General features: G+C 58.9%; 15 protein-coding genes and 1 pseudogene. 3 read left to right on the top strand and 13 right to left on the bottom strand.

Annotated elements, in window-relative coordinates; genetic code table 11:
- Positions 1–25: 25 nt before the first annotated feature.
- The 5 genes from C5L13_RS19760 to C5L13_RS19780 form a co-directional block, all read right to left on the bottom strand.
- The gene (locus tag C5L13_RS19760; RefSeq protein WP_245571364.1) at positions 26–970 is read right to left on the bottom strand and encodes a helix-turn-helix domain-containing protein; all 945 of its coding nucleotides are present in this window, start codon (positions 968–970) and stop codon (positions 26–28) included.
- A gap of 703 nt (positions 971–1,673) precedes the next feature.
- A complete protein-coding gene (locus C5L13_RS19765) occupies positions 1,674–2,168 on the bottom strand; it encodes a DUF1269 domain-containing protein (RefSeq protein ID WP_105384977.1) in 495 nt (164 codons plus the stop codon).
- A gap of 236 nt (positions 2,169–2,404) precedes the next feature.
- A complete protein-coding gene (gene arcA, locus C5L13_RS19770) occupies positions 2,405–3,649 on the bottom strand; it encodes an arginine deiminase (protein WP_105384978.1) in 1,245 nt (414 codons plus the stop codon).
- 18 nt (positions 3,650–3,667) lie between these two features.
- Positions 3,668–5,101 carry a basic amino acid/polyamine antiporter gene (locus C5L13_RS19775; protein ID WP_105384979.1) on the bottom strand — a complete coding sequence of 478 codons (1,434 nt, stop codon included), beginning with the start codon at positions 5,099–5,101 and terminating at the stop codon, positions 3,668–3,670.
- A gap of 245 nt (positions 5,102–5,346) precedes the next feature.
- Positions 5,347–6,777, bottom strand: coding sequence for a basic amino acid/polyamine antiporter (locus tag C5L13_RS19780; RefSeq protein WP_105384980.1), 1,431 nt, complete (start codon positions 6,775–6,777; stop codon positions 5,347–5,349).
- Positions 6,778–6,993: 216 nt separating this feature from the next.
- Between C5L13_RS19780 and C5L13_RS19785 the strand changes: the two genes are divergently transcribed.
- Complete coding sequence (locus C5L13_RS19785) at positions 6,994–7,509, top strand: ferritin-like domain-containing protein (RefSeq protein ID WP_105384981.1); 516 nt, start codon at positions 6,994–6,996, stop codon at positions 7,507–7,509.
- 69 nt (positions 7,510–7,578) lie between these two features.
- Here C5L13_RS19785 and C5L13_RS19790 read toward each other — a convergent pair whose 3' ends face one another.
- From C5L13_RS19790 to C5L13_RS19810, 5 genes and pseudogenes are all read right to left on the bottom strand, one after another.
- Positions 7,579–8,562: a TIGR03885 family FMN-dependent LLM class oxidoreductase gene (locus C5L13_RS19790; protein WP_105384982.1), complete on the bottom strand. Its 984-nt coding sequence runs from the start codon at positions 8,560–8,562 to the stop codon at positions 7,579–7,581.
- Positions 8,563–8,865: 303 nt separating this feature from the next.
- Positions 8,866–8,949 (bottom strand): annotated as a pseudogene (locus tag C5L13_RS29320) (SDR family NAD(P)-dependent oxidoreductase); the annotation flags it as partial.
- Between the two features lie 227 nt (positions 8,950–9,176).
- Entirely contained in the window at positions 9,177–9,959 is a 783-nt protein-coding gene (locus C5L13_RS19800) for a FadR/GntR family transcriptional regulator (RefSeq protein WP_105384983.1), read from the bottom strand.
- 185 nt (positions 9,960–10,144) lie between these two features.
- Positions 10,145–11,131, bottom strand: a complete 987-nt coding sequence (locus C5L13_RS19805; RefSeq protein ID WP_105384984.1) for a substrate-binding domain-containing protein — start codon at positions 11,129–11,131, stop codon at positions 10,145–10,147.
- A gap of 48 nt (positions 11,132–11,179) precedes the next feature.
- Complete coding sequence (locus C5L13_RS19810) at positions 11,180–12,160, bottom strand: NAD-dependent epimerase/dehydratase family protein (protein WP_105384985.1); 981 nt, start codon at positions 12,158–12,160, stop codon at positions 11,180–11,182.
- Positions 12,161–12,416: 256 nt separating this feature from the next.
- Here C5L13_RS19810 and C5L13_RS19815 point away from each other — a divergent pair, with 256 nt between their 5' ends.
- Both C5L13_RS19815 and C5L13_RS19820 read left to right on the top strand, forming a co-directional pair.
- Positions 12,417–13,157 carry an ATP-binding cassette domain-containing protein gene (locus C5L13_RS19815; protein ID WP_105384986.1) on the top strand — a complete coding sequence of 247 codons (741 nt, stop codon included), beginning with the start codon at positions 12,417–12,419 and terminating at the stop codon, positions 13,155–13,157.
- 40 nt (positions 13,158–13,197) lie between these two features.
- Positions 13,198–14,196 carry an ABC transporter permease gene (locus C5L13_RS19820; protein WP_105384987.1) on the top strand — a complete coding sequence of 333 codons (999 nt, stop codon included), beginning with the start codon at positions 13,198–13,200 and terminating at the stop codon, positions 14,194–14,196.
- 75 nt (positions 14,197–14,271) lie between these two features.
- Here the strand turns inward: C5L13_RS19820 and C5L13_RS19825 are convergent, their stop codons facing one another.
- From C5L13_RS19825 to C5L13_RS19835, 3 genes are all read right to left on the bottom strand, one after another.
- Positions 14,272–14,673: a hypothetical protein gene (locus tag C5L13_RS19825; RefSeq protein WP_105384988.1), complete on the bottom strand. Its 402-nt coding sequence runs from the start codon at positions 14,671–14,673 to the stop codon at positions 14,272–14,274.
- Between the two features lie 168 nt (positions 14,674–14,841).
- The gene (locus C5L13_RS19830) at positions 14,842–18,183 is read right to left on the bottom strand and encodes a M10 family metallopeptidase C-terminal domain-containing protein (protein WP_105384989.1); all 3,342 of its coding nucleotides are present in this window, start codon (positions 18,181–18,183) and stop codon (positions 14,842–14,844) included.
- Between the two features lie 275 nt (positions 18,184–18,458).
- Positions 18,459–19,457 carry a TRAP transporter substrate-binding protein gene (locus C5L13_RS19835; protein WP_105384990.1) on the bottom strand — a complete coding sequence of 333 codons (999 nt, stop codon included), beginning with the start codon at positions 19,455–19,457 and terminating at the stop codon, positions 18,459–18,461.
- Positions 19,458–19,470 lie beyond the last annotated feature (13 nt).

Raw genomic sequence — 19,470 nt, forward strand, 5'->3', positions numbered from 1 at the left:
TGTCTAAAACGGCCGTCGGTCTGCCTCAGCCGTGCAGGCGGTATAACAGCGCGCCGAACCTCGCCTCGGGCGCATATGCTTTCAGGTCGCTCGCAGGTTTATAGGGCAGATCGGGCTTTTGTCCGCTCCGGACGTCGGTCGGGCTGCAGCCGAACTCACGCCGGAAGGCGCGGCTGAATTCGGTGCCATCGCTGAAACAATGTTGCTCGGCGATCTCGATGATACGGCGTCGGTCGTTCGGGTCACTGAGTGCCGAATGGGCGTCCAGTAATCGCCGGCGCTGAATGTAGTGCATGACGCCGCCAAATGGTTCGAACAGGCGATAGAGCCGCGAGCGTGAGACCCCAAGTTCACGACGCAGGGTGTCGGCGGCAAGTGTCGGATCGAACAATCTGGCCTGGATAATTCGATGCGCTCTTTCGATCAGCACCGACGCAATCGGCTCCTGCGCTTCCTCGATATGGTCTGCAGAAGGTGCCGCGCAGGCGAGTATCATTGCCCGCGTGGCAGCCACGAGCGCCGGAAGTTCGGTTTCGTCGATCACCGGCAGCCGCTTGGCAAGACCAAACATGTAGTCGGTGAACAGCCGGCCCATTCCGGTGCTGAGATTGGAGAATTCCGCGGCATTTAGTGCGCCCGTTACTTCGGCGCAAAAATCGCGTGGAACGAACAACATCAGCATTTCGCTGTTGGTGACGGTCCCTTCGAAGGGGCGGCCAAGGGGATGGACCTGAACCACACCCGCACCGCCTTCAAACGTCCTGGCTGGTGCGATGGTATTCACGCTTCCGTAAAGCAGCGTCGTCAGTGTCCAGTGATCCAATGGATCACGCCGCGTATGCCCGGGCAGGCTGACGAATCCCAATGCGTCGGTCTCGATGCGGGAGAAAGCAAGGCAACCGAGGTCCCATGTCACCTGTCTGCCGCCGAAGCCGACCGTTACGTCGTCGGGTTCGTCGAACTCAAGCATGGGCGCAAAGTTGTTCCGCCAAGCTTCAAACTGATACCCCGGGGGGAGGTCGTGTGTTGCAAGCTCGTAAGCTGGCAGGTGCTTGAGGCCACCTAGCCCTTGTTCGGGTTCGACTGATGTTTGCTTCGGCGCGGGCGGCTTTGCATTTAAGATTGCGCCATTAGGCAATATATCTCGTCCGATAGCACCTTCGGCTCTCATAGCTTCACACTCCTAGGAACTAGGCGAGCACGCAACCGGCAACGGCCGCGTCTACTAGAATCAAGCAAATCAACCTTTTCCGAAGATGCTGTTCCGGACTCGCTCCACCCGGCGATCAGATCATCATCCCTGCGTGTGACAAATACATAACACAATTAATCCGGTTTGTTTAGGTGCCAGTTACACCCAACGCTGCATAGAGATCGCCGACACAACTGAAAGCGCCAATGTGGTTAACAACGTAGGCACTCGCATGCCATTTCTGGCGCTCCCCGAAATAGTTTTGGTCTATCACCGCACATTGGCAACGGACGGCGACGATCGCCCGCTGACCGGCTCAGATGAGGGGCCGGTCACGCCGATCGACTGTCACGAAGCTCGCTTCGCGCCCCATCTGGGGATTGCTCGCGTGAGTGGATAGGACGGAATATCAAGATGCTGCGGATGCCCATGGCGGATGGTATTTCACCCGCCAGCAAGGGATGACGCCAATCTTGTGTAATTATGCTGCCACGTCTTTCTGAAGGGCATCCCGCAAGATCTGCTCCTTGGTCTCATCCAGGGAGGTTTTAAGCACCACCCCGCCGAAACCGGATATTTCCTTCAGCAGCTTATCGGCCGTCATTTCCTGCACCAGCACAAACAATGCCGCATGCCCAGGCTGCAAACTGCTCGCCAGATCTTTCATGAATGGATCGTCTATGCCGACATCGGTCAGAGCGCCTGCGATGGCTCCCGATGCCGCCCCCGCCGCTACCCCGAGGAGCGGGTTCAGAAATAGGACACCGACCAGAAGCCCCCAGAAACTGCCCGATGCGGCTCCAGACGCAGTCGTGCTCACAAGCTGGTTCAGCCTGACTTTGCCGGCCTCGGTCTTGGTGGCTATGACAGCGTCGCCGAGCTTGATCAAATACTCCTTCTGCAGCTCGATAAGGCGCCGGCGCACTTCTTCCGCCTTTGCTTCCGTTGGATAGACGATGGCGATGAGACTGGACATGACACCCTCCAATTTTGAACCGAACCTAGGCTTCGATCACCGAGCCACAACAAAACATATCGCGCCCGCGCGCAGAGGAAATTGGCACAGAATCCCGGGAGGATGCGTTGCGTCTCTTTTTGAGTGCGCGGTCAGCAGAGCATAGGAGGACACAACCAGCGCAGCCGATAGGATCGCCATGCGTTGCGCTCGCAATCATGCGCGGTCTTCATCGTAGCGACCAAGGAATGTCTGCGTCAGTAGTCCACCGCATCGCGGGTGATCGGGCATGTCATGCAATGGCCGCCGCCACGACCCCGGCCAAGCTCGGCACCTATGATGGTAATCACCTCGATGCCTTCCTTGCGCAGCAGCGTATTGGTGTAGGTGTTGCGGTCATAGGCATAGACGACGCCCGGCGAGGCGCAGACCAGGTTGGCGCCGCTATCCCACTGGGTCCGTTCGCGCATGTAGTCGTTGCCGCCGGTCTCGACCACGCGCATTTTACTGAGACCCAGGGCGTCACGAACCGTATCGACGAAAGAGCCCTTGTCCTTGTGCAGTTCCACGCCGCCGTTGCCGTCCGGGCGATAGGAGAAGGCTTCGATGCCATTGACGATGTCTGGATAGAGCAGCACGCAGTCGCGGTCGGCGAAGGTGAAGACGGTGTCCAGATGCATGGCAGCGCGCAGCTTAGGCATGGCCGCGACGATGACACGCTCGGCAGCACCCTTCTCGAACAGCGCTGCTGCGACCTGGCTGATGGCCTGACGCGAGGTGCGCTCGCTCATGCCGATGAGAACGTTGCCCTTGCCGATGGGCATGACGTCGCCGCCCTCGATCGTGGCGAGGCCCCAATCCTGGGTCGGATCGCCCCACCAGACGTTGACCTTGCCGGCAAAGTCCGGATGAAACTTGTAGATCGACGTGGTGAGGATGGTCTCCTCGTGCCGCGCCGGCCAGTAGAGAGAGTTCAGCGTCACGCCGCCATAGATCCAGCAGGTGGTATCCCGCGTGTAAAGGGTGTTTGGCAGCGGCGGCAGCAGGTATTCGTTGACGCCCGCCGCGTCGCGGATGAGCGCCAGTTGTTCGCCGCCGACGGCTTCGGGAAACTCGAAGGTGGACAGCCCGCCGATCAGCGTTTCGGCAAGCTCGCGGTTGGATAGGCCTTCGAGATAGGAGCGAACTTCATTGATCAGTCCAAGACCGATCTGGTTCGGATGAACTTGGTTGTCGAGGATCCATTTCTTCGCTTCCGGAATGGCTACCGTTTCGGCGAGCAGGTTATGCATTTCCACGACCTCGACGCCGCGGTCGCGCATTTTGGTCATGAAGTCGAAATGATCGCGCTTGGCGTTGTCGACCCACAGAACGTCGTCGAAGAGCAGGGCGTCGCAGTTGCTCGGCGTCAGACGCTGATGGGCACGACCAGGCGCGCATACCATCACCTTGCGCAACTGGCCGATTTCAGAGTGAACGCCGAAGGTGATGTCCTGGGTCATGGTTCCTCTACCTCCCTATCAAGGTGTAATGGTGCCGCTCAGCAGGCCGTAGGCGCCAACTATGCCGGCGATAACCGTGACGGCCAAAACGATGAGTTCGACAGACGTAAACATCTGGACCTTCTGTTCACGCCGCGCCCAGACGTAGAGAATTGTGCCCGGCACGAACAGGACCGCCACGAGCAGCACGTATTTGAGCCCCGCGGCGATGAACATGATGATCGTGTAGATGACCGCAATCCAGGAAAAGATCTGGTCGCGGCCGCGTTCATTGGGGGTGGTTTCATAACCTTTGCCACTACGGGCGAGCAGAACGCCGTAACCTGCGACAAGCAGATAGGGCAAAAGAGCCGTTACGCTCGTCATGTCGAGCATGAAGTTGAACGCATCCCGGGACCAGTAGGTGGAGATGACGAATAGCGACACGACAATATTGGTCAGCCACAGGGCATTGGCAGGCACCCGATTGCCGTTCTGCGCGGCGAAAAGCCTCGGCATATCCTCGGATTTGGCGGCGGCAAACAGGACCTCGGCGCAAATCAGCGACCAGGCGAGATAGGCGCCAAGAACCGAGACCAGGACGCCGATGGAAATGAAGACGGCGCCCCAGTGACCGACGACCGCTTCGAGGACGCTGGCCATCGAAGGCTGCTGCACGGCTGCGATAGCCGATTGCGGCATCGCAGCGTAAGGCAGCAGGGTGACAGCCACCATCAGGCCCGTGACGCCGACGAAGCCTAGAATCGTGGCGGTTCCGACATCCGCGCGCTCTTTGGCAAAGCGCGAATAGACGCTCGCCCCTTCGATCCCGAGGAAAACAAACACGGTGATCAGCATGGTGTCGCGCACCTGCGCGACCAGCGACTTTTCCGGCATGTCCGCGCCGCCGAAGAAGTTTTCGGCGAACTGCCCGTAGTTGAAGGAGAAGATCAACATCAGGATGAAGACAAGGATCGGCACGATCTTGGCGATGGTGACGACGGTGTTGATGAACGCCGCCTGCTCGACACCGCGCAGGATCATGAAATGAAATGCCCAGATACCGATCAACGACACGATGATCGCCGTGGCGCTGCTTCCGTCGCCGAAGACGCCAGGGAAAAAGCGCCCGAGCGTCGAACCGATCAGCACCCAATAGAAGACGTTGCCAAGGCAACTGCCGAGCCAGTAACCAAAAGCCGACAGGAAGCCCATATAGTTGCCGAAACCAGCCTTGGCATAGGCGAACACGCCGGAATCAATATCCGGCCTTTTCTCGGCGAGCGCTTGAAACACGCGGGCCAGCATGTACATGCCGGTTCCCGCGATCGCCCAGGCGATCATGGCGCCAAATGGGCCTGTTGCGGCACCGAACCGACCGGGCAGGTTGAATATGCCCGCGCCGACCATCGAGCCGACAACCATCCCCGTCAGCGCAAATAACGAGAATTTCTGAGTAGAGTCTGAAGCCATGGTGTCCTCTACAAAACTCTATCCAATTGTCCGGCTGCGCTGACCGCGGCGAGTACTGGCTTGAATTATAATGTTGTTCCGTCCTCCAATGGATCAGCATAGAATCCCAGAACCATTCTCGGCGTCCCGATTTTCGAAGCGATTTAAGGAACAGTGACCGTTTGGACCGAAATGAAACACTGAAGCTGGCTGAGCCGGCAGTGGCGAAAGGCGCTTCTTTCGAGGCACATCATTACGGTGCTCGGCTAGACTGAAATGAGACCTGTCATGATGGAATAGATTGCTGTTGCCGCCCCAAGGCCGGCAGCCGCGAACATGACCCACTCGCTGGGGGTGAAGACGGCCTTGCCCCCTTCACGGCGCGCGATGATAAAAAGAATTGAACCGGGGCCATAGATCACCGCCGACAACAGCAGGTGTTTTGCTCCGGCCGCATAGATGAGGCCCGCGGTGTATATCAGGGCGATCCCGGCGCAGATCAGGTCCTTGCGATGACCGGATGGATCGCGGTCGTAGGTTTCGCCTGACCAGGCCAGTTTCAGCCCATATGCCGCAACAAGGAGATAAGGAATGAGGATCATCGAGCTCGTCAGCTCGAGCGCCAGCCTGAACGCATATTGCGTAAACAACGTCAGGATCAGGAACGTCTGCACGATGATATTGGTAAGCCACAAGGCATTCGACGGCACGCCATTCCTGTTCTCGTGCGACAAAAACCGCGGCATGGTTTCATATCTGGACGCCGAAAAGAGAATTTCTGCGGCAAGAAGCACCCACGACAGGTAGGCGCCCAGAACCGAAATCAGCAATCCCACGCTGACGAATATTGCTCCCCACGGCCCAACCACGCTTTCCAGGACGCCGGCCATGGACGGGTTGCGCAGTCCTGCAAGATCGGTGCGCAACATGGCGCCGTAGGAAAGGATCGTGACAAGAGCGAGCAGGCATAATACGCCGAGGAAACCCACGAGCGTCGCCACTCCGACATCGTTGCGGTTTCTCGCATAACGGGAATACACGCTGGCGCCTTCGATCCCCACAAATACGAAGACGGTGACGAGCATCGTGGCGCGCACCTGGCTGGCGACGTTGCCGACACTGACATCCTCGCCGCCCCAGAAATTGGCCGCGAAGACATCGCCATGGAACCCCCACGCGACAAAGAGGATGAAAAGGATAATCGGAATGATCTTGGCGAAGGTCACGATGGTGTTGACCGCGGCGGCTCCCCTGACACCGCGCAAAATGAGCGAATGAAAGAGCCAGAGAAGAGCCGACGAGCACACGATCGCTATGACTGTGTTGCCGTCGCCGAAGACGGGGAAAAACAGACCGAGTGTCGACTTGATCAGCACGAAATATGAAACGTTGCCGAGACAGGCAGCCGACCAGTATCCAAGCGCGGACAGAAACCCGAGATAGTTGCCGAACCCGGCTTTTGCATACGCGTATATCCCGGTGTCCAACTCCGGTTTTCGTCGAGACAGCGTCTGAAATACGAAGGCCAGCATCAGCATGCCGGTGCCGGCGATCGACCATGCGATCAGCGCGCCGAACGGTCCGGTTACGCGCCCGAAGGCCTGCGGCAACGAAAAAATCCCGGCCCCGACCATTGAGCCCACCACCATTGCCGTCAATGTCCAGATGGAGAAATGCGGGTTTGAATCCGAGGCCATCGTCACGTGCTCCCGGCGAACTTGCCCTGCTCACCGAATTGCCACTCTAGCCTTGCTCGGGAATCCTCGTAATCCGCATGGAATCCCAAGATTATGCTTCAAGTCCATTTCGACTTCGAAAGAACTGAAAGGCACGGCAAGGCGGACCGGCCGTAGGTCCTGGAACTATCGTCACCCTCCTTGGTTAGGCCTCCCGGCAACCAAAGAGGAAACGCAATGACTGTTTCATCCGAAACCCGTTCCATCTTCGTGACCGGTCTCAAGAATGCACACGCCATGGAAAATCAGGCGCTGTCGATCATGAAGCCACAGGTCTCACGGATCGAAACCTATCCCGATGTTGCAGCCCGGCTGGAACAGCATATCCGAGAGACTGAAGGGCAGATCAAAAGACTGGAAGAGGTCTTGACCGGTCTTTCGGAAGACCATTCCATTTTAAAAGACATGGCCCTATCCCTCACCGGCAGCATGGCGGCCATCAGCCACAGCATCGCCGGCGACGAAATCATTAAGAATTCCCTGGCGAACTTCGCCTTCGAGAACTTCGAAATTGCAGCCTATAAATCCCTCATAACCATTGCGGAACTGGGAGGTTTCCCCGGATCTGCGCCTGCCTTGAAAGCCAATCTTGATGAGGAGATCGCCATGGCCAGATGGCTGGACGACAATCTCAGGAGCGTGACGATCAAGTTCGCTTCGCTCAAGGAAGCCGGGATGACCGCAAAAATCTGATCGGCCATTCATTGGCCCCTCCAACGGAGCAATTTGCGAGGCTCGTTAAACGAGCCTCGCAAAGGGGGATCAGTTGCGCTCGTGGCTCTTGAAACGGGGCAAAACCTCCCGTCCGAAGACATCGATAAATTCACGCTGATTGCGCCCCACATTGTGGACGTATATTTCCTCAAAGCCCATTGCGGCGTCAGCTTCCAGCCATTCGACGTGGCGGATCGGATCGGCTGAGATGCGCACATGATGGTCCATGTCCTCCGGCCGCACCTTGGCGCAAGCCTCATCAAATTCCTCCGGCAACCGGAGCATTTCCGAAATAGCCGCAGTCAAAGCATTGCTACGCCACTGATCAAAAGCGTTCGATCGCGCCTCGTCATCGGAGCTTGCAAAGGATATGTGCGCCTGCAGGTAGAGCGGTTTGCCTTCTCCGCCGCCGCGCCGAAAGGCTTGAATTATCTCCCGGATGTTTTCCCGCGGCTGATTGACGGTAATCAGCGCGTCGGCCCAGCCTCCCGCCCATTCCGCCGTCTTTGGCGACAGCGCGCCGGCCACGAGACGGGGCAGCTCCCCAGGAAGGGTATGGATGCGCGCCTCGTCGACCTTGATCGGACCTTCCCGGCTGACCAGCTTGCCCGACCATAGATCCCGGATGATCCCGACCGCCGCCTGCAGCCGTTCGTTCCGCTCCGGTTTCGAAGGCCAACGTTCGCCGGTCACATGCTCGTTCATCGCCTGCCCGGTGCCGAGCGCCATCCACGGCAATCTTCCGGGAAACATCTCCGCAACGGTCGCAGCCGCCTGTGCCGTGATGGTCGGGTGGTAGCGCCAGCCCATGGGTACGGTGATGATGCCGAACGGAATGGCCTGCGTCGCCTGCAGCGCCGCCCCAAGCCAGGCCCATGCAAAGCCCGATTGCCCCTGCCGCTCGCTCCAGGGCGTGAGATGGTCGGAGGACATCACCGCTCCAAAGCCTGCCGCTTCCGCGGCCTGCACATGGCCCAGGAGTTCGCTCGGTGGAAATTGCTCGTGGGAGGCGTGATAACCGATGAGTGTCATGATCCGTTACCCTCCGAAATCAGCCAGCGATAGGCATAGGGTTCGAGTTGCAGACGAGGATTCTTCGTAACCTCGAATTCGACCTCGCCTATCAGATCGCGAAAGCGCCTGGGGCTGCACTGCTTCTTCATACCAGGTGCTGTTCGGGCTCCGCACTCGCGCCGTCTCCTCCCGTTTCCTAATGAGAGGCGTAAACGGCCAGAGGATGGGCAAGTTCCCGCTGGACAAGACGCCGATGTCATCGTCCGCCTACCCGAGGGGGCTTTCAGTTCTTGCCGAGCCCGGTTCGGCCATCTTGCGGTACTACTTGGCAAGCACCTCGGCCGACGTGACATTGACGGCGGCCGATATCAGCTTGTTCTTCCAGCCCAAAACCACATCGCCCTCGCAGGCCGCCTTCGGTCCAAGAATTTCCTTCTGAGCGGTATGTCGTGATCAATACGCCGGAGCGTCGGCACAGAATGGGGACCTGGAACCTTCGAAGACTCGTAGTCTCAACACGACAGACGAATTTTAGAGCGTATCCGCTTTGCGGTCTCTTCGACCTTTTGCCTCGGCGAAGATACGCAGGCGGGACTGGCAGCCGTTTCCTCAGCCGGACAGGATGCAGGCTTCTATCGTGACCACCGTGCTATGATTTGGTCGGTATTGGCCAGCACCTTGCGGACTTCGTTGCGCGCCATGTTCGGTCGCTGCAATCGGATGCTTTTCTCGATATTTTCATGAAGTTTCAGCGCGTATCGCAAATTGTCTTCCTCCCGCGTGACATGAGCGAAGAGGTGGTTCAGCGCCGATTCGATCAATACGCCGAGCGGCACCAGCAGATCATTTCCGGAGGCGCGTAGGATCGCGATGTGGAATCGCGCATCGGATTCTGTTCGCTGCTGGAGCGATGTCGCCTGATCCATATCATGCAGGGCCTGACTGATCGCATTCATCTGCTCCTCAGTTCGGCGCTCCGCGGCAAGCGCAGTCGCTTCCGGCTCGATCATATGCCTGAGTTCCTGCACGGCTCTCAGAAACGATTCGCGATCGGGAGAGGCCGCATACCAGCCCAGGACATCCCGATCCAGCAGGTTCCAGCGTTCCTTCGGTTCGACCCAACTGCCTATTTTCGGGCGAGAAGAAAGCAGGCCCTTGGCCATCAGCATCTTGATGGCTTCGCGCACCGCCGATCGGCTGACTTCAAAGACTTCCGACCATTTTGCCTCGTTCGGCAGGATCGTGCCCGGTGGATAGTCGCCGCGCACGATCCGGAGACCGATCTCGCCTGCCAAAGACACATGAACACTCGGCCCAGTCATGCGGGGAGCATTTGGGCGCCTTGTGGTGGCTGAGCGGTCAACCGTCGCCACCTCGACCGAAGCCGTCGGCTTTCCCGATTTCTTGTCAGGCATTTATTTCTACTGCCTCAGCATTCTTTCGACTGTTCGCACGTACTATCAAAACAATCGTGATAACGAGGAAGTCGCCTGCGATTGACTCTGACAAAAGCGCGGAATTCAGGGTGCGTCAAGCCCCGCGGATCTCTCGATCCGTCTGCGGGGACAGTCGGCGCACCCCTGAACCCAGGTGCGGGAACCTACTTTTGAATGCAGGTATCGACCGTATCCTTCGTGCATTCATCGAGCCCGGTGAACACCGGATCTTCAACCGGCTTTCCGGCAATCAGATCCATCATCACCGCAGGTGCCTTGTAACCCATCTCGAACGGCCGTTGGCCGACGAGCGCTGTCACCAGGCCTTCCCTCGCAATGGCAACCTCGTCGCCGATCGTGTCGGCGGCACCAATGACGAACTCGTTGCTGGCGATCTTGTCGGCCATCGGCTTGAACAGGTCGCGATAGGGCTGCGGCGCGCCGAACAACGGCCACCCGCCCATAACGCCGAATGCGTCCAGGTCGGGATTGGCCGCGAGGATATCAGTCATTGCCTGAACACCCTTGGCGCCGTCGTCATTGGTGAATACCGGACACCCGGCGACTTCCGTCCAACCACCCTCGCCTTTCAACGCGGTGAGGCCTTTCTGGCCCGTGAGCGTATCGCGCATACCTTGCGCGCGGCGTAGAATATTGTCTGCTCCAGGATTGCCTTCGATCGTGCAGATCTTGCCGCCACTCGGCTTGGCCTTCTTGATGTACTCGCCGATGCGCGCGCCCATCAGATAGTTGTCCGTGCCGAGATAGGTCTTGCGCAATGCTGCATCCTCGGCTGCAAGATCGGCATCGAGCGTCATCACCGGAACCGTCGGATTGGCGGTCTTCAGGGTCTGGGCGATGAGCTTTGCGTTTGACGGCGAAATCGCGATCGCAGCCGTGTCTGCCTTGCCCAGCATGTCCTGAACGATCTGCGCTTCGCCGGCTTCATCGGATGTCGATGCCGGACCGGTGTAGAAGCACTCGTATTCCGAAGTGGGGTTCTCCTTGTTCCATTTCTGGCAACCTTGATTGATTGCTTCGAAGAATGGATTGTCGAGGCCTTTGACGACGATGACGAGTTGCTTTTTGGCGAGCGCCTGCCCGGCGGTCAATGCTAAAACTGCGACTGTAAGTAGTAATGCCTTCCTCATGGTTTCCTCCCTTGAAACAGACGGGCACCGCGTGTCCGCCATACGAAATCAACCCGGATACCAGACGACGCGAGGCTCCTCCTTTGAACGCTCGTATTGCCACGCCGAGTCGATAAGCATTTCGAGATCGTAGTTTGGCCGCCAATCCAGCAGGTATTTCGCCTTGCTGTTGTCCATCCAATTGGAATGGAAGCGGCTCGGTATCTCGACAGAGCCGAGATTTCGCGTGCGCGACAGGTAGGCGGCGACTTCAGCATAGTCGACGGGTCGGTCCATGCAGATATTGAAGAGTTGCCGCTCCGCCCGGGGGTTGTCGATCGCGGCCAATATCGCCGTTACGAGGTCATCGACATGCACGAAGTTGCGTTTCAGCGGACGCCCGTCAGCATCGAGCAGCAACGGCACCGTACCCCTAGCTGCATAGCCTCGCGCTGCTTCCTCAGGAACGAGCGTCTTCCAGTCCGGCCCGCCGAAGACGTCGTCTCCAAAAGACAGCGAATACTTGAAATCATCCTTTTCCATGATCCAGGGCGCGCGCAGACAACAGCCATTGAGGCCATACTGAATGCCAAACTGCTCCAGCATGACCTCTTCCAGAACCTTGGAGAGCGCATAACTTCCCGGATAAGCACAATGGGGCGCCTTCTCGGTGATCGGGCCGTCGTGGCGATAATGGAAATGCCCTATGCCCGCATCGCCACCGATCAAGATGAACTGGCGTGCCTCATCGTGCGCGCGAAACTCCTCGAGCAGCCAAAAGAGACCTTTGACCGTGACATCCATGATGTCGCTCGGCGTTTCCTTGCAGGTGGCGAGATGCACGACATGGGTAACGTCAGCCAGCGCCGCTGCCACGATATCGCGATCGGCGATCGAGCCGCGGACGACTTCGACACGGTCGGCCTCATCGCACAAACGATTATGACAAAGCGCGCGAATGCGGGCTTTGGAAAACCTCGGATCGTCAAGCAGCCCAGCAATGAAGCGCCGCCCGACCTTGCCCGTCGCACCGGTAACAAGGATCAGCATCCTCTCTCTCCCATTGCTAGCTAATATTCGGGCACTACTCTCGTCAAATAATATTTGTCTGACAAAACAGATTTTTGTGATAATAGGGCCAGTAGCTTGGACAATTAGTTGACGCTGTCGCAAGGTTTTGCGTAAATGCTCATGATCGCTTTTCCTGGGAGGACATTGGGAAAGCGAACTCGCTGGAGCCTCGTGTCGAAAAACAAGTCGGTTCGGAGCGACGGATAGCTGCAGGTTTTGGGAGGCCGGGAGGCTGGTGGCGGTTCTTGAACTCACCAATATTTCCAAACATTTCGGCGCCATCCAGGCAGTCAACGACGTTTCGTTTTCGCTCGAAGCGGGACAAGTGGTCGGCCTCATGGGCGATAACGGCGCCGGCAAATCCACCCTGGTCAAGATGATCGCCGGCAACTTTCGTCCGAGCCATGGAACGATGAAGCTGGACGGCGCCGATCTCGTGCTTCATCGGCCGAAGGAGGCACGTCAGCATGGCATCGAGATCGTTCACCAGGATCTGGCGCTCTGCAACAATCTTACGGCGGCAGCGAACGTGTTCCTCGGACGAGAACTACGCCGCGGCGTATGGCCTCTTCGCATCCTCGACTACAGGAGCATGTACAAACGCGCCGGGGAGATTTTTCGCGAACTCAAGTCCGAGACGCGGGCCCGCGATCTCGTCAAGCAGATGTCGGGTGGCCAGCGGCAAGCGGTAGCGATCGCTCGCACGATGCTGTCGGAGGCGAAAATCGTCTTGATGGACGAGCCGACTGCAGCCATTTCCGTACGCCAGGTGGCTGAGGTTCTGAATCTGATCCGCCAGTTGCGCGACCGGGGTATTGTCGTTGTCCTGATCAGCCACCGCATGCCCGACGTCTTTTCGGTCGCCGACCGCGTGATCGTGATGCGGCGGGGCAGAAAAGTAGCCGACAAGCAGATTGCGGCAAGTTCGCCGGAGGAAGTGACGGGACTTATAACCGGCGCCATCGAACAGGTGTGATCGATGCTCTCCGTTGCAACAGGAAGGAAGAAGGTCGGCGATGGCGATTTCACTTGACCAGACGATCGAACAGAAGCAACGGAGCTGGTTTGCGGGGATCATGAGCGGCCAGACATTCTGGGTTCTGATTGCGGTCATTCTCGCCTGCATTTTTCTGTCGATGGCGACCGACTCCTTTGCGACGGCGAAGAACATCTACAACATCACCCGCAACGTCACTTTCGTCGCAATCATCGCGCTGGGCATGACGCTGGTGATCATCACCGGCGGCATCGATTTGTCCGTCGGCTCCGTGCTTTGCCTGTGCAGCATGGTGCTGGCGGTCGTCATGAACGCAGGATACAGCATTGAGATCGGCATCGCCGCCTCAATCGGCACCGCTCTTTTGGTCGGCGCTTTCAACGGCACATTGATTGCCTATCTCGGCTTCCCGCCTTTCGTCGTCACACTCGGCATGTTGTCTGTCGCACGCAGCCTTGCGATGGTTGCGTCCAACAACACTGTTGTTTTCCAGTTCGGGCCTGATCACGACAAGCTACTGGCACTGGGTGGCGGCGCCTGGCTTTTCGGTATTGCCAATCCGGTGCTTTACATGGTCGTCCTGGCACTCCTTACCGGTTTCGTGCTGCGCTGGACCAAGTTCGGCCGCTATGTTTTTGCCATCGGCGGCAATGAACACGCCGCGACGCTGACGGGTGTTCCCGTGGCGAGGATCAAGGTTATCGTGTATATGATTTCTGCCCTGTCTGCAGGGGTTGCCGGCATCATTCAAACCGGCTGGCTTGGGGCTGTAACCACGAACATCGGCGCCGGGATGGAGCTTCAGGTCATTGCCGCCGCGGTTATCGGCGGCGCCAATCTGGCCGGCGGCGTTGGCACCGCCTTTGGAGCGCTGATCGGCGCCGCGCTCATCGAGATTATCCGCAACAGTCTCGGCCTGCTCGGCATCAACGCGTTCTGGCAAGGTAGCTTCATCGGCGGGGCAATTGTGCTTGCCGTCCTTTTCGATCGAATTCGCAACCTGCGACACGGCGAGTAGGCGAATCCCGTTGAGCGGAAAGAGAAACGCAGCCATTCGAGATGGGTTCTTGCAGCCAGCCGCGAGCTTTGGCCTTTAATACATAACCGTGTTGAGCGTGACGTTGACAGGCTCACCCGCCTTGAGCTGTGTGCTGCCGCGCGCCACCAGCCAGCCATCCGCACGCTCCAGGCGCGCAACGATCCGCAGCGTTCGCGAAGCACTCAAGCTTGCGGGCGGGGTCAGGGAAAAGGCTATCGTCTTTGACCCGCCGTCGCTTTTGATGCGTGTCTCCGTAGCGCGACGTCGCGCACTATCCTGAACGGCAGGATCCTCGAGATAAATCTCAAGATGACCTTTCGGGATAACAGCGCCGCTCTCGAACGTGACTGCGCCGCGAATGTCTGTCGACTGCGCAGCGACTGAGCCGGCTGCTGCGGCGACAGCCGCAGCTCCGACGGTCATTAACACTGTGCGGCGGTCTGTCGGGCGCTTCATACCACACTCTCCATGATCGCCTGCAAGATCCGCGCGATGGCGGCATTGCCGGTCGGCTTGTGCGTTGAAAAGAAAACTAACTGCACCGGGAATACTACTGCATGTTCCCTCCGGAAAGCAGTCGGCGCTGTCGGTGAGGCGCTTGGAAGCGCCTCACCTGTGGTCAAGCTAGATGATAATGAAGTCGGACGCCGAGAGTTTCAGATTTGTGCTCAACTGCGCAAACTGGATGGCCTCGACTTCTCCGCCGCCATCGGCGTCATAGGACAAGACGCCGCTGTCGGTATCGTAGATGATGCGGTCGTCGGCGTCATGAGCAACGCCCGCCGCACTCCCGTAAAATGCGCCGAGATCGAGAGCTCCGTCGACACCCAGACTCTCAAAGATGAGATTGTCCAGCAGGATCGTGTCGTCGAGGACCTTGAAGTCCTTGATCCAGTCGATATTGCCGTTCCCAATCGCGGTCGAGAAGCGGAATGTATCCTCTCCTGCGCCGCCGATGAGCGTGTCGGCCGCCAGACCGCCATCCAGCAGGTCGCTGCCGCCGCCGCCGGTGAGCGTATCGGATCCCGCATCTCCCGGCTGAGCAGGCGCAGGGGGAAACTCCACCGATACGTTCAACTCGTATGTCGAGCCTTCCGGCACAGCTTCCGCCCAGCCGTCGCCCGGCACATCGGGCGACCAGCTACCTTCCAGTATGTAATAGGTTCCGGTCTCCTGAGCGACGAAAACCAGGCTTGAATCCCGGTTGCTCGCAGAGCCGGGGTCGCCGCCGCCATCATCGTTCTGAGCGACGATGTTGCCGTCGCTGTCGAGTAGCCTGACCCAGCTGTCATGGACATCAGGATCGGCAATTCCATCGATGTCTATGGTAATGACCGTACCGGCCGCCAGATTGACCTTGTAATATCCGCCCTGGCCGTTTCCGGTGGCGTTGACGGTCGTATGAAGGACCGTTGTCGAGTCGAAGATATCGGGGTCGCTCGCCAGGGAAAAGTTGTTGGAGATGTCGAACGCGGCTGCGACCGAGTTGTTCGCCGCGTCCGGTCCCAGCGTGGCATAGCCGGTTCCCATGCCCGGGCGTGGCGGAGCGTCGCCCTGATAGGCGAAATCGCCGAGCAGGGTGTCATCGCCGCGGCCGCCGTCGAGCGCGTCGTTTCCGCCCTGACCGGTCAACACGTTGGCTGCGGCGTTACCGGTGAGCCGGTCACCAAATCCCGAACCTGCGAGATTTTCGATGGAAACATATGTGTCTCCACCGGACCTGCCTCCCGTGAGACTAAGTCTGACGCCGCTTGTTGCGTCAGCGTAGTCTGCCGTGTCGCTGCCGGCACCGCCATTCAATCTGTCGGCCCCGCCGCCGCCGGTCAGAATATCGTCGCCGGTTCCGCCGGAGAGCTCATTGGCGAGCGCATTGCCGATGAGATGGTCGTCAAAAGATGAGCCGACCGCATTTTCAAAGCCGGCGAGGATATCGTGCCGGATAACTGCGCCTCGGCCGACGATTTGCACCGGACCATCACCATCGCCGCCGTTGGCCGTGCCGTTGGCAAGATCGATCGTCACGCCGTCGGAGCTACCGGCGTAGACGACCGTGTCGTTACCGGAACCGCCATCCAGATAATCCTGACCGGCACCACCGATGATCGTGTCGTCGCCGGCTTCCCCATACAGGATGTCGCCATCGTTGCCGCCATCCAGGATGTCATTGCCGCCGCCGCCGTTGAAATAATCCCCGCCGCCTTGGCCCCAGAAATGGTTTGCATCGGCTGTACCGATGAAGCGGTCAATACGGTCGTCGGAACCAATCAGGTTTTCGATGCTGTAGAAAGTGTCTCCCGAGGCGGTGCCGCCGCTGGCGACATTCGTGGCGAGGTTGACGAGCAGTTGGAACGGGCTCTCCTTGCTGAAATCGACCGTGTCGACGCCCGCGCCGCCTCTGAATATATCCACCCCGTCCTGGCCGCTCAGCGTATCGTCGCCGGCGCCGCCGTCGAGAATATCGTTGCCCTGGCCGCCGAGAATGGTATCGTTGCCGCCGCCGCCGTAGAGCGTGTCGTTCCCATCATCGCTTTCGGTCTGGTCTTCAAGGTCCTCGACATCGATGGTGTTGTTGATGTCGCGGCTCGCAAGCGAATCGCGGCCGCCGATGATCAGGTCGTCGCCTCCCTGGCCGAAGATCGTGTCGTCGCCGGCGCCGCCGTCGAGCGTGTTGTTTCCGTTGTCGCCGAAGATGATGCTGGTCATCGTGTTGTCGCCAACCGCGGGCGGAGGCTCGTTGGTGCCGCCCCCCGGCTGGAGCGTCGACTCGTCGGCGTAGATGATGTTTTCGACATTGGCGATTTTCCGGATTCTCAAGTTCCGGGACAGGAGGATGACCGTGTCGTTGCCGCCGTTGGCCTCCTCGCGAACGATGTCCTCCAATGAATCGACGAAATAGATGTCGTCTCCGCCGTTGCCGGCCATGCGGTCGTCGCCGCTGCGGCCGTCAAGGGTGTTGGCGCCATCATTGCCGATCAGGATGTCGTCGAACTGGCTGCCGATGCCGTTCTCGATGTAGTATTCGGTCCCATCCGCATTGTGCCCGGCGAAGATCGACACGTTGTTGCTATGACCGTTGACGCTGGAGAACTGTCCGGCGCGCAGGTCAAGGATCGTGCCCGCCGTCGAGCCGGAGAAGTCGATCGTGTCGGTCCCGCCGGTGTCATGGATCGCAAAGCCGATGTCATGCTGCATGCCGGACGAGGTCAGCTGGTAGCCATATTGCGTGCTCCCGAAGCCGTAGACATTGTCCCCGGTGTTGAGTTCGATGTGCTGATAGGTGCGCACGCCGTTCTCGTCGACGGTCGAGAAAAAGCGACGAATGACGGCCTCGATGTCGGCCATAAGCGGCGTCGCCGCAGACCAGCGGGTGGTTTCGCCGACATCGATGCCATCGAAATAGGACATGACGCTGTATTGCTGGCGATCATACGTCCAGGTCGCATTGTTCAGATAGTTGATCTGTACGCCGCCGGGACCGCTGTAGTTGTAGAGCCCGGGATGGTTCAGGCCGAATTCATGGCCGAATTCGTGGATGAAGGAGTCGAAGACATACCCGCCGATATCGGTCTTGTTCGGCTCCGTGTCGTGGAAACGCTGACCGATGCTGACATAACGATTGCTCGAATAGGCGCTTCCGTCGTCCTCCTCGCCGAGTTCGGGACTGACGACCTCCATCCAGTCCGTTGCGCTGTCGAACGGCGCATCGTCGACGATCTCGAATTTCAGAGGGGTGACAGACGCCCACATCTGCAAGGCACCGATCGCGGCGGCCTTGTATTCGGGATGATTATTGAGTTCGTAGACGTTGATCCTAAGCGTTCCCGCGGCGATCTCGGGCGTCAGGCTGCGGGGCAAGGCCCCAAGATAGTCAAGAAAGGACTCATAGTCCTCGCTCTTGCCATAAGGATTGTCCGGCGTCTGATCGTTTACCCACCATTCATCGCGGGTTTCGCTTGGGTTCGGCATCGTGAGGCTCCTCTCCGACGATTGTGCGCAGTCACGGCTATGCCGTTCTGCAGCTGCCAATTTTCCACAGGCATCGCGTACGTCTGCCTGTGAGTCCCTCACCCTTCCGAAATAATGTCATTGGAATCTTTGACTTGTCACCCCCTTAAAAACACGGGTCACGTACGTTTAGCATTGAAAGCGCAGCGACCATCCTGAAGCGGCAATCGCGTACGCGAGCGCAGCAGGGCCACTAAAACGGGTAGCGGCCCTGGCAAAATCAAAAATGGAGTGAGTTAAGCCGACTGAATGGCCTTGATGCGCTCGATACCGCCGACCACGCCAGCGAAATCCTGCCAGACGCCCTGGGCGTTTTTCTGCCACTCGTCGAAGGCTTCGGGCTTCAGGAGCTTGCCGCCGTTCTTCAGCGACTGCTCCACGGACTTCGCCTCGTCCTCGACGATCAACTGGTTGAAATAGGCCGCACCCTCCCGAGAAGCATCCTGGAAGACCGCCTTCTGTTCGTCGTTCAACTGCTTCCAGAAGCCGGCGGCGTAGAAGATCACGCCCGATGCCCAGATGTGGCCGGTTTCGGTCATATACGGCACGACTTCATAGAGTTTGAACCCGGCATAGGCGGATTTCGTCAGGTCCATGGCGTCGGCAACGCCGGTGGAGAGAGAATTGTAGGTCTCGGTGATCGGGATGCCGACCGGCGTGGTGCCAAAGGCGCTCCACAGCTTGGTATGCAGCGGGCTCTGGATGACGCGGATCTTCTTCCCCTTCAGCTGCTCCGGACGCGTTACCGGCTCCTTGGTGAGGAGATGGCGGGCACCGTAGTTGATGAAGTCGCCAACGACGAAGTTCTGGGCGACGAGCTTCTGCTTCAGGTCGGCGCCGACATCGCTTTCAACCGTCTTGCGGACATGTGCTGCGTCGCGGAACAGGAACGGCAGATCGAGGATCTGCAGCTCCGGCACCCAGCCGGAAAGCGACGAAACGGTCGAGAGGCTGGCATGGACGGAGCCGAGGCGCGTGCCCTCCGCCACTTCCTTCTCACCGCCCAGCGCGCCGTTCTTGACAATGTTGAACTTGAACTGGCCGGGAAGCTTGGCCTCCACCAGTTCGGCGATCTTCACCCAGACCTTGGTCTCCGGTTTGTCGTCGCCGAGCAGCGAGGCGATCGTGATGGTTGTGGTGCGGGCGGATGCGGTTCGAACGAAGGCCGGCGTAGCAAGCGCGAGCCCGGTGGCGGCGGCGGTCTTCAAAAGGCTGCGGCGATTGAGATTGTCCATGTCTTATGTCCCC

The sequence above is a fragment of the Neorhizobium alkalisoli genome, from assembly GCF_002968635.1.
Taxonomy (GTDB): domain Bacteria; phylum Pseudomonadota; class Alphaproteobacteria; order Rhizobiales; family Rhizobiaceae; genus Neorhizobium; species Neorhizobium alkalisoli.